Below are 11,131 nucleotides of genomic sequence, written 5' to 3' on the forward strand. Positions count from 1 at the left end.
GATAACAACGATCGGACTCATGAGACCAATGCGTGGGCAGACAGTTTCGCAGAAAACAAATTGAAATTAATCGATCTTTGTATGACACCGTCATTGACCAAAAGAATACTTTACAAAAGAGAAATAAAAAGATTATTTGACATGAGTAATAAAAAAGACATGCACTTGGATGATCTGCTTGATCACCAATATTATGATTTGTTAAGTGAAGCTCTTTTACATGGGAATTTTTTCAACTTATTCTATCGTTTACTATTAACTAAAGGGGGTTTAACAAAGGTAAGAATTATTGTAAAATGATTTAGTTTAAAAGTTATATTATTAAAAAACATTTACTATAAATTGAAATATCGTTATAATGAATCAGATATGCAAATTAATAAAAATCGGTGGTTAAAAAAAACGAGAAGGAGATGGCAGATGAAAAAGAAAATTTTTTCCTACATATCTTTGGCAAGTTTAATAGTACCTTCTTTTTTTGCTCCAATTGTGAATGTTCGAGCAGATGAGCAACAAGAAAATGTAGCGCAAACAACGAGCGAAGAATCTGAAAATATGAATAATTCGAGTACAATGTTGGATTCTTCAACAACGCCAAGTGAAACTTCCGATACTTTGGCAGAAAATAATAATGAATCTACGGAAGAAACAACTATGGAAAGCTCTTCGGACAACACAGAGTCTTATAGTGAAGATCAGGGAAATAGCCAAGTTGAAAATGAGACGACAAGTCAAAGTGCCACAGATCCATCTGAGGTCGCAGTAAATAATGATCAAGAAGAGCTTGCAACTTGGCTTCCAGATCCAACATTACAATCCGTGGTAGCTAAATCTTTAGGTATAGATGTATCCGAAATCACAAAGGAACAGATGAGCAAACTTCAGACTCTTTATATCTACGCTGCAGATTCCGCTATTGCTGATTTGACAGGCCTGGAATATGCAACAAATCTATCATCATTTTATATGAGCGGCCAAAATCAAATTACTGACTTTTCCGTTCTCACTTCGTTAAATAACTTAGTTTATGTATATTTGATGGGTGCTAATGTGACGGATAACAATGTACCAAACTTTGGTGCCAATTTAACTAGATTAAATCTTAGTTCCGCAAACGTAACCGATGCTGTATTTTCTAAAATCGTTAATATGAAAGGACTAGAATCGCTTAGTTTCGAGTCCAATATGAATATTACGACTATTGCACCTCTGGTTGCATTACCAAATCTAACAGAGCTAAGAATTCAGACATGTGGTGTGACAGATTTTACCGTTATAAATGATTTTCCGAAATTATCAAGCTTAGCTGCTTATGGTCAAAACACGGGAAGAAATGATGCGATTACTTCACTATCTGCAAAAGAGTTAAATTATGACCCCGATAATCAATCATTTTTTGTTCCGTTTTCCATTATGCCTAATCGTTTAACAAACTTTGATGGATATCAGCCTCCTTTTACAACATCTAGTAGTACTAGTCAGACGTACTTTGATTTGAATGGTGTACAGGTATCCTCCTCAAGATTAAGTATTACAGAAGATGGGATTACTGTATCTGGGGTTACTCAAAGTGAATTTGAAAGTATCGAAACAATGGAGTATAACGCACGATTGAATAATCCTGCCGGATCCTATGCACAACCAGATGGGTATAGTTTTTACGCCATTTCTTCAGGAACCTATTTGCATCAATTTTCGATCAATCATCAAGAAGCTGCTGCAGACGTTACGGTGAGTTATATTGATACTGAAGGGAATGAATTGAAGCCTTCTCAAAAAATTAGCGGTAATATTGGTGAATCTTTTGATGCAACAACGCCAGAGTATAAGTTAGAAATAGACGGGTATACCATAAAAGAAGTTCAAGGTAATCCGACGGGAACCTTCAGCGATACAGCCCAAGAAGTGGTGTATGTATATGAACGTAGCGATGCAGCACCAGTCACAGTGAAGTATCAAGATTCCGAAGGGAATCAGTTGGCAGACCCAACTGTATTAAGCGGAAAAGTAGGGTTGCCATATACAAGCGAAGCCAAAGAGATCCCTGGTTGGTATGTATCAGAAACGCCAGATAATGCTTCAGGCACCTTCAGTGATACAGCGCAAGAAGTCGTGTACGTATATGAACGCAGCGATGCAGCACCAGTCACAGTGAAGTATCAAGATTCCGAAGGGAATCAATTGGCAGACCCAACCGTATTAAGCGGAAAAGTAGGGTTGCCATATACAAGCGAAGCCAAAGAGATCCCTGGTTGGTATGTATCAGAAACGCCAGATAATGCTTCAGGCACCTTCAGTGATACAGCGCAAGAAGTCGTGTACGTATATGAACGCAGCGATGCAGCACCAGTCACAGTGAAGTATCAAGATTCCGAAGGGAATCAATTGGCAGACCCAACAGTATTAAGCGGAAAAGTCGGGTTACCATACACAAGCGAAGCCAAAGAGATCCCTGGTTGGTATGTATCAGAAACGCCAGATAATGCTTCAGGCACCTTCAGTGATACAGCGCAAGAAGTCGTGTACGTATATGAACGAAGTGATGCAGCACCAGTCACAGTGAAGTATCAAGATTCCGAAGGGAATCAATTGGCAGACCCAACCGTATTAAGCGGAAAAGTAGGGTTGCCATATACAAGCGAAGCCAAAGAGATCCCTGGTTGGTATGTATCAGAAACGCCAGATAATGCTTCAGGCACCTTCAGTGATACAGCGCAAGAAGTCGTGTACGTATATGAACGCAGCGATGCAGCACCAGTCACAGTGAAGTATCAAGATTCCGAAGGGAATCAGTTGGCAGGCCCAACCGTATTAAGCGGAAAAGTAGGGTTGCCATATACAAGCGAAGCCAAAGAGATCCCTGGTTGGTATGTATCAGAAACGCCAGATAATGCTTCAGGCACCTTCAGTGATACAGCGCAAGAAGTCGTGTACGTATATGAACGCAGCGATGCAGCACCAGTCACGGTGAAGTATCAAGATTCCGAAGGGAATCAGTTGTCAGACCCAACAGTATTAAGCGGGAAAGTTGGACTGCCATATGAAAGTACAGCGAAAGAGATCGCAGGCTGGTATGTGGTAGAAACACCAAGCAATGCCAGTGGTACATTCAGTGGGGAAGTGCAAGAAGTGGTGTACGTGTATGAACGTAGTGATGCAGCACCAGTCACGGTGAAATATCAAGATTCCGAAGGGAATCAGTTGTCAGACCCAACAGTATTAAGCGGGAAAGTCGGGTTACCATACACAAGCGAAGCCAAAGAGATCCCTGGTTGGTACGTGGTAGAAACCCCAGATAATGCTTCAGGCACACTCAGTGAAGAAGCGCAAGAAGTGGTGTACGTGTATGAACGAAGTGATGCAGCACCAGTCACGGTGAAGTACCAAGATTCCGAAGGGAATCAGTTGTCAGACCCAACAGTATTAAGCGGGAAAGTTGGACTGCCATATGAAAGTACAGCGAAAGAGATCGCAGGCTGGTATGTGGTAGAAACACCAAGCAATGCCAGTGGTACATTCAGTGGGGAAGTGCAAGAAGTGGTGTACGTGTATGAACGCAGCGATGCGGCAGCTGTTACGGTGAGGTACCAAGATTCCGAAGGGAATCAGTTGTCAGATCCAACCGTATTAAGTGGGAAAGTCGGGTTACCTTATACAAGTGAAGCGAAAGAGATCGCAGGCTGGTATGTAGTAGAAACGCCAGATAATGCTTCGGGAACCTTCTCTGAAGAAGCACAAGAAGTCGTGTACGTATACAGTACTAAATCGCATAATCCTAAGAACAATGGCAATTCAAATAATTATTTGCCAAAAACTGGAGAACAGATTAAAGGACAACTGATTTTAAGTAGTGTCGGAGTTTTATTAGTCACTTTAGTATTTGTAGCATTTAAAAAACGTAAAAGAAGTAATCGATAAGAATAAGAAAGAGTGTTCAGAAATTTATGATATGCTCCCTATAAAGTAGACAGAGAAAAAACAAAAATTCCAAATCTACTTTATAGGGAGTTTTTGCATGTCTAAGAAAAGCCTTTATTCTCCAGAAGAAAAATATCAAGTCATTTCAGAAGTGATGGATGGACGCCATAGCTTGAACAGTATCGCCAAGAAGCATTCCCTTTCCTGGGCGACAATAAAAGATTGGATTCGTAAATATAATGATGACGGAATCGAGGGACTGAAAAAATCTACAACGTGGAAACGGTACACGAGTGATCTAAAACGGAACGCTGTTCTAGCAGTCATAAATGAAGAGCTATCTCTTCGGCAGGCAACAGCAGTGTTTCAACTTTCTTCGACTACTATTTTAAGAAAATGGATTTCAAGCTATACTAATGGGGAAATGCTAAAATCTACGAGTAAAGGCAGTGTACCCAAAACCATGATAAACGGACGTAAAACGACCTATCAAGAACGCATTGAGATTGTTCAATATACAATCGCTAACGAGCTGAATTACGCGCAAGCGATTGAAAAATATGATGTTTCATACCAACAAGTGTATTCTTGGGTAAAAAAATACCAACGACACGGAGAAGAAGCACTAAAAGACAACCGTGGACGAAACAGATCAAGTGAGTTCTTAACCGAAGAGGAACGGCTAAAATTAAGAATAAAAGAACTAGAAGCACGAAACAGGCATTTAGAAATGGAGAATGACTTCGCAAAAAAGTTACAAGAGATTCAACGACGAAATCGACCCTCACGTTAGTGAGAAACGTTGAACTCTACCAAGCGATTTCAGAACTGCATGAAGAAAAACACTATTCAATCACTCCTCTCTGTCAATTAGCTGGGATTGCACGCTCTTCTTACTATAAATGGTTAAAGTGGCATCCTTCTAAAAAGGAACTTGAAAACAGAAAACTAGCCAAAGAGATAAAAAAGAAATACGACAGTAAAAAAGGCGCGATCGGTTATCGACAAATTCGAATGCAGCTCAATATAAAACTTAAGAAGCACTATTCTCGGAAGCGTTATTACCGGTTAATGAAAGTACTGGGAATCAAAGCAGTGATCAAGAAAAAGCGTCCGACCTATATAAAAGCAACGGAAGCACACGTTGCTGAAAATGTATTAAACCGGAAATTTACCGCTGAGAAGCCCAATCAAAAATGGTGTACGGATATTACTGAATTGGAATACGGTAATGGTCGAAAGGCTTATTTGAGTGCCATCATCGATCTTTATGATCGTTCGATCGTTTCTTGGGCGCTCGGTCATTCCAATAGTAATTCACTTGTCATGGATACTGTTAAAAAAGCCATGTGTAAGAACCCTAGCGCAAGACCGCTTATTCATAGTGATCGCGGGTTTCAATACACCTCTTATGACTATAAGTCACTTGAAGCAAAATATAAGTTCATCAAAAGCATGTCCCGAGTCGGTCGCTGCCTGGATAATCAACCGATCGAACATTTTTGGGGCACATTTAAAGAAGAGAAGTTCTATCAAGAGCGCTATCAGAACTTTGAGGAGTTAAAGAAATCTGTGCGTAGTTATATGTGCTATTACAATAACTATCGCTATTCGAAAGTATTGAACGAACTAGCACCAAACGAGTTTAGGAAGCTAGCGGTATAAAAACAGGAATCAATCAACTCGATTCCTGAATAGTTTTACTTTTGTTTTTTAGCTGTCTACTTGACGGGGAGCACTTCATTAATTTCTGGACACTCTCTTTAGATATCAAAATTTATATGTATATCTCTATTTTTGTGTTCACAAACTCATAAATTATTCACTGTTCAATTAAAATTTAGATTTATGAGTATTAGTACAAATCTTGAAGGTGTCAGAAACTTAAAAGTTTTTGATCCTTTTTTGTTCTCCCGTTTTATGGCTCGTTCAGTAGCTCAGTTAGTTAGGATCAGTTAGATATAAAAATAAGGGACAACAGAGAGTAAAATAATAAACCTTTTTCTTATGCTTGACATTCTTTTTGTATACAGTTAAGCTATATATAGTTTAACTGTATATAACTTAACTATAGTAAAATAAGGAGTATCTTTATATGACTAGAAATCCATATTTACCTTTAACTGAAACAACTTTTTATATTCTTTTAGTTTTAACTACACCCGCTCATGGATATGCTATTATTCAAGAAATTGATAAGTTAAGTGAAGGGGCAGTTAAGGTAGCAGCAGGAACTATGTATGGAGCGATTGAAAATTTGCTTAAGCTTAATTGGATAGAAGAAATTCCAAGTAGGGAAAAAAGAAGAAGAGTTTACAAAATTACTGATATAGGAGAAGAAGTTTTAAAACTAGAAATAGAACGTCTAAGAAGCCTGATTAAACTATCTTCTGAATTTGGATATTAGGAGGGGACAACATGAAAAAATTTAGAATTTTCTTATCCTTGAAAAAAGAAGAAGAATGGATCAATTCTATACAGGAAGAGGGATATAGGTTAGTTTCTGTTAATTCTCTGGTGCCTATGTATACTTTTGAAAAAATGGCTAGTAAAGAAATGTTCATTCCGTATGTACGCATTGATTTTAGAGAAAAAAGTATGAGGAAAACAAATTACGAAGATTACGTAACACTGTTTTCTGATAGTGGTTGGAAATTAATAAAGGGCAGTCGTTCCGGTGGCGCTCAGTACTTTCAGCAAGAACATCCAGATGTAACAAGAGAGATATTTTCTGATACTGATTCTCAAGAAAGTGTAAAGAAAAGATATGTGAAATATGGTTACACATATGGATCTATATTTTTATTGTATTTTTATATTTTTTCTAGCAGTAATTCATGGAGTTTAAATAATATTTTAAACATTAAATCATGGTATTTCACCCAAGGTTTATGGGAAATGAAGGGTATGTGGTTTTGGAAAGCATTTATTTTTGAAACTCCATTTGTTTTACTACGTGTATTACCTTTATTTTTCTTTCTATTTTTAGGTGTCTATTATCTCTTACGTTCGCTTATAAATGATGACTCAAAATTTAAAGCAAAATAAAAATAAAGGAAGTAGCCTTTTGAACAAGGGTGCTTCTTTTATTTGTTGTGGGACACCAGAGTATACTCTAACGTTCGATTTGTTAGTTTTAATATACAGATTATTCGTAATGGTCAAGTAAGCTGAGCATAATCAAAGTCTGAACAATAGAACTACGCACGTTGGAATGTATAAAAACTATTCAGAAAGTGAACGATTTTTGCACATATGTCTTGTAATAATAAATAGTTTTTTTTACTATTTATTATTATCCAAAATGACTATGTTTATCTGCATTCGAATAATTTAACAATTTAATCATTAATTTCAACTTATTGGACGGAAAAATAGTCCGTATAAATTCTGGGAGCCTTTATAGAATATAATCTTTATTGTGAATTATGTAACATGATTTGGATATTTATAACAATTATTCTTAAATCTTATCTCAGGAGGTGATTAACTGTGTTCAACAATTTATGGTTGGATAAATGGGCTATTTGGAAGTGGAAATAGCCCATTTTAATTCATAGTTAAGCTTTATTTTAAGCTTCGAAAAAGAATTATTGTCAATAAATTAAAAAATCTTAATTTCATAATTCCGTATTAAATTATCTTAGGAGATGAAATCAATCATGACTATTATTAATTCGTATGCCCTAAATTCTTATCTTTCACTTTTAAATATGAAATACTCGAAAATCTTAAAAAACCAATGGTTCTGGTGCGTTTTCGCGTTGCTGGTTCTTGCTTCATTTATCGGTTATGCTGTTTATTGTACTAGTAAAGGCTATAGTTTTAATGGTAATGTTAAATTTAACTGGCCTAAAGTGTGGGAAATGGGAATAGGCTGTAAGAAAAAATAAATAATCTTGGAGGACTATCTAAAGACCATTAGATAGTTCTTCATAAGAAGAAGGTTTGAAATGCTAAGGATTAATGGACTTACCAAAAAATATGGAGATAAATTCGTTTTTAAAGATTTATCTACCTCATTTACAGATAATGGAGTTACTTTGATTGTAGGGTTAAATGGCAGTGGAAAAACTACATTCTTAAATGCTGTGAATAGAATGATTGAGGTTGAAGAAGGAAAGATTTTTATAGATGATATTAGCAGCGACTCTGTCAATTATAAACGTGCAATAACATATATTCCCTCAGACTTCTATCTACCAGACTATATGACTGGGAGAGAGTTTTGTGATTTTACTTTTTCCGTTTACAAAAATTATGATATTTCCATGTTTCATTTATTAATTGATTTATATGATTTTGAAGATTCCATAGATCAATTAATTGAATCCTACTCCTTTGGAATGAAAAAAAAGCTACAGATCATTACTTCTTTTTCATTGAACGTAAAATATATTTTTGCGGATGAACTGATTAGTGGTTTGGACCTAGAAACCCAGCTCCTAACGAACAACTTGATAGATTTTCTGAAGAATGATCAAAAAATTGTATTAGTCACACATTCATTAGATGCTATGAATAGATATAGCGATGATATTAGAATACTTGATTCTGGTGAACTCAAATTAGTATCTAGTATGAATGATATTGAGAATTATATTTTAAAAACAGGAGTTATCGATGATAAGTTTACAACCATTAAAAAATATTTTCAAGATTGTTAATTTTTTTATCACAGAAACTTTCAAAGGTCTAACAAATCAAGGTTTTTTTAAAACAAAAGCAAATAGAGTTCTGTTATCAACTGGATTTATCATTCTATACGTACTTTACTTTTATATGAATGTAAAACAAGCAGCAATTTTGAGTAATGGAACAAGCTCTGCTGATTTTGAAACAATTACATACCTAATCAGTAGTTTTACCAATACGATTTTAATTTTAAGTATACTTGTATTTCTGATTGTCAACTCTACATTTAATTTGAGTCCTGTAACGCTTTTTACTATAAAAAAATTGCCTTTCTCAAATAGAGAAATTACCATTTCTCAAAAAGTGTTTAAGGTACTTATAGGTTTAATCATTTTTGAAGTTTTACTAATTGTAATGTTACCTTCACTAACGATGATAAGCATTTCTTTAATCAGTTTAATTCTTTTTTTTATTATTACTCATATTGTTTTCTTAGTTGGTTTCTTGACGTGCCAATTAATATTTAGCATAATTTTCTTTGTTATTCCCTCTTACAAAATACGAATCTATACATTGAATATCTTTTTTTCAGTATATTCGGTTTTCTATATGTTCTATTTAAGATTCAAGATTGATACATTTGTAGTTTCATCAGCGATTATTATTACCAATGAAGCTCTACTTTATTTTCTATTCATTATGCTGTTTCTTATGGTAGTTAATATAGTGTTTTTACTTAATATTGGCAGTGATAATGAAACGTTTATACGAGGAAATTTTTTTCGGATGCCTAACTTAGTTAAAACTAAAAATTTTGCTATACTGTCTTTTTTTAGATCTAAAAAGCTTTTAATGGTTTTTTTGTTAGTTATATCAATTAGTTTAGCAAATCTTATTCTTGTAAAAAGTATCTCTGCCGTAACCTATAATATATATATTTACCTATTAGTACCTTTTAATGGGATCTTGTACTCAAGTGCTAACTACAGGTTTCGACATACTTTAATAAGATACAATATTTCAATTCTGAGAGAGTTTACATTGATCCAAGTAACGAATATTGTACTTGCTATCCCTATTATTTTAACTTGTGTAGTGGATATTGAGAACATTGTTATGGTTTTATTTAGTATGACCTTGTTTAATATTTCTTTATCTATGGGACTGATTTTTCCAAAGCAAACAAGTAGCATTAATGAAACATTTTCTACTCTGACTTCTATTATTTTAAGTGTTCTTGTAATTACCATAATTAATAATACAGCATTTGTATTTTTGGCTTTAATAATATCTAGTTTGATTTTATTAGTAATCATAAGACAGGAGAATTGCATACGATGATTTTAAAGAAAAGTATAATTTGGGGAACAACTATTTGGGCAATCCTATTCATAATCACTGGGTTTATGACATTATTTCAAATAAATGAAACAACAAGTGTAACCACTCTATTAGGTTTGAAAATAAGTACTGTATTCTCAAATAGTGAGTTAAACACCACCTTCACTCTTACCTATAAAGTTATTTTTGGACTGTTGGTAATCAATCTGTTAACATATATCATTTTTTCCATTATGAAAAAGAAAAGTTGATACGATGGTTTTAATTCTTATTAAACTAATCATAAGCTTCCTAGTCGTTTCATTTATCCATGAAATAAGCCATCTATTGTTTGCCTTATTTTTTAAAAGAAAAAATATCAGAACTCATATTTCTTGGACTTGTTTTTGTATAACATATGAAAACAATTATAACGATCTTCAAAATATGGTGATAGCCATTTCAGCACCCATAGTAACAACTAGTATTGGGTTATTTTTAGTGTTTGAAATACCCGATTTAAGAGGATTAGGTATTTTATTTTTAACAAATATAATTAACTTTTTTCCTATAACCAACGACGGGGAAATAATATTGATGTCATTGATAAATATAGTACGGAGGAAAAGATGAAGAAAATTATTTATTTAGTAGGGATACTCGTTGTTCTTATATTAGCAGGGTTTTACGCATATAGAAGTGTTTCACTTCCAAAATATAATGATAATACACAAAATATGAAACATATTGATGCTACTGAAATTGTAAACTCGTTAGTTGAACATGAACCTGGAGTCTATTACTTTGGGTTTGAGAATTGTCCCTGGTGTAGAGAATTACTTCCTATTTTAGATAATCAACTTGAGAAAAATCATGTGAAAGCTTTTACTGTAGATACAAAATCAAACGAATTTAGTAATGAATACAAAAGGAAGGTAGAAACTTTTTTTGAAAAATATACAGGGGAGGGCGATTTGACGGTACCTTTTACTGTATTTATTAATAGTGCTCAGGAAGTACGTTATAACATTGGTACTGTTCCTGAACATAATGCTCCTGAAAGACGATTGACAAAAAAACAAAAACAACAACTCATAGATCTATTAAATGACTCCATAAAATTTGTCGAAGAATAAAAAGCTATTTAGCAAGGTTAAATAGCTTTTTAACTATAAATATAAGTAACCTTGGGATTTTCCTAGGTTTTATAGTACGAGAAGAGTGTTCAGAAAATGACGATTTTCTGAACACTCACTTT

Annotated in this window: 9 protein-coding genes; all 9 read left to right on the top strand. The window is 34.4% G+C overall.

Annotated features, from left to right (window positions below; translation table 11 throughout):
- Positions 1–420 precede the first annotated feature (420 nt).
- The 9 genes from IGI92_RS02560 to IGI92_RS02600 all read left to right on the top strand — a co-directional run bounded on the left by IGI92_RS02560 (position 421) and on the right by IGI92_RS02600 (position 11,009).
- The gene (locus tag IGI92_RS02560) at positions 421–3,918 is read left to right on the top strand and encodes a MucBP domain-containing protein (protein ID WP_430607895.1); all 3,498 of its coding nucleotides are present in this window, start codon (positions 421–423) and stop codon (positions 3,916–3,918) included.
- Positions 3,919–4,015: 97 nt separating this feature from the next.
- Positions 4,016–4,711, top strand: a complete 696-nt coding sequence (locus tag IGI92_RS02565; RefSeq protein WP_430607897.1) for a transposase — start codon at positions 4,016–4,018, stop codon at positions 4,709–4,711.
- Positions 4,711–5,583, top strand: coding sequence for an IS3 family transposase (locus tag IGI92_RS02570; RefSeq protein WP_430607900.1), 873 nt, complete (start codon positions 4,711–4,713; stop codon positions 5,581–5,583). Before IGI92_RS02565 ends, IGI92_RS02570 begins: the two co-directional genes overlap by 1 nt.
- Positions 5,584–6,013: 430 nt before the next feature.
- Positions 6,014–6,325, top strand: a complete 312-nt coding sequence (locus IGI92_RS02575) for a PadR family transcriptional regulator (protein WP_010749139.1) — start codon at positions 6,014–6,016, stop codon at positions 6,323–6,325.
- Positions 6,326–6,336: 11 nt separating this feature from the next.
- Positions 6,337–6,966, top strand: a complete 630-nt coding sequence (locus tag IGI92_RS02580) for a DUF2812 domain-containing protein (protein ID WP_430607903.1) — start codon at positions 6,337–6,339, stop codon at positions 6,964–6,966.
- Between the two features lie 905 nt (positions 6,967–7,871).
- Positions 7,872–8,585, top strand: coding sequence for an ATP-binding cassette domain-containing protein (locus IGI92_RS02585; protein WP_430607906.1), 714 nt, complete (start codon positions 7,872–7,874; stop codon positions 8,583–8,585).
- Positions 8,542–9,894: a hypothetical protein gene (locus tag IGI92_RS02590; RefSeq protein WP_430607908.1), complete on the top strand. Its 1,353-nt coding sequence runs from the start codon at positions 8,542–8,544 to the stop codon at positions 9,892–9,894. The genes IGI92_RS02585 and IGI92_RS02590 overlap by 44 nt, the downstream gene beginning before the upstream one ends.
- A 255-nt stretch (positions 9,895–10,149) precedes the next feature.
- Positions 10,150–10,506, top strand: coding sequence for a metalloprotease family protein (locus IGI92_RS02595; RefSeq protein ID WP_430607911.1), 357 nt, complete (start codon positions 10,150–10,152; stop codon positions 10,504–10,506).
- Entirely contained in the window at positions 10,503–11,009 is a 507-nt protein-coding gene (locus IGI92_RS02600; RefSeq protein ID WP_430607913.1) for a transporter, read from the top strand. The genes IGI92_RS02595 and IGI92_RS02600 overlap by 4 nt, the downstream gene beginning before the upstream one ends.
- Positions 11,010–11,131: the final 122 nt, after the last annotated feature.

Source organism: Enterococcus sp. DIV2379, assembly GCF_050542965.1.
Lineage (GTDB): Bacteria > Bacillota > Bacilli > Lactobacillales > Enterococcaceae > Enterococcus_D > Enterococcus_D entomosocium.

Bases quoted from the DNA above. Each gene is read 5' to 3' on its own strand.
- IGI92_RS02580 (WP_430607903.1), top strand. From the start codon at position 6,337: ATGAAAAAATTTAGAATTTTCTTATCCTTGAAAAAAGAAGAAGAATGG.
- IGI92_RS02595 (WP_430607911.1), top strand. From the start codon at position 10,150: ATGGTTTTAATTCTTATTAAACTAATCATAAGCTTCCTAGTCGTTTCA.
- IGI92_RS02590 (WP_430607908.1), top strand. From the start codon at position 8,542: ATGATAAGTTTACAACCATTAAAAAATATTTTCAAGATTGTTAATTTT.
- IGI92_RS02565 (WP_430607897.1), top strand. From the start codon at position 4,016: ATGTCTAAGAAAAGCCTTTATTCTCCAGAAGAAAAATATCAAGTCATT.
- IGI92_RS02560 (WP_430607895.1), top strand. From the start codon at position 421: ATGAAAAAGAAAATTTTTTCCTACATATCTTTGGCAAGTTTAATAGTA.
- IGI92_RS02585 (WP_430607906.1), top strand. From the start codon at position 7,872: ATGCTAAGGATTAATGGACTTACCAAAAAATATGGAGATAAATTCGTT.
- IGI92_RS02575 (WP_010749139.1), top strand. From the start codon at position 6,014: ATGACTAGAAATCCATATTTACCTTTAACTGAAACAACTTTTTATATT.
- IGI92_RS02600 (WP_430607913.1), top strand. From the start codon at position 10,503: ATGAAGAAAATTATTTATTTAGTAGGGATACTCGTTGTTCTTATATTA.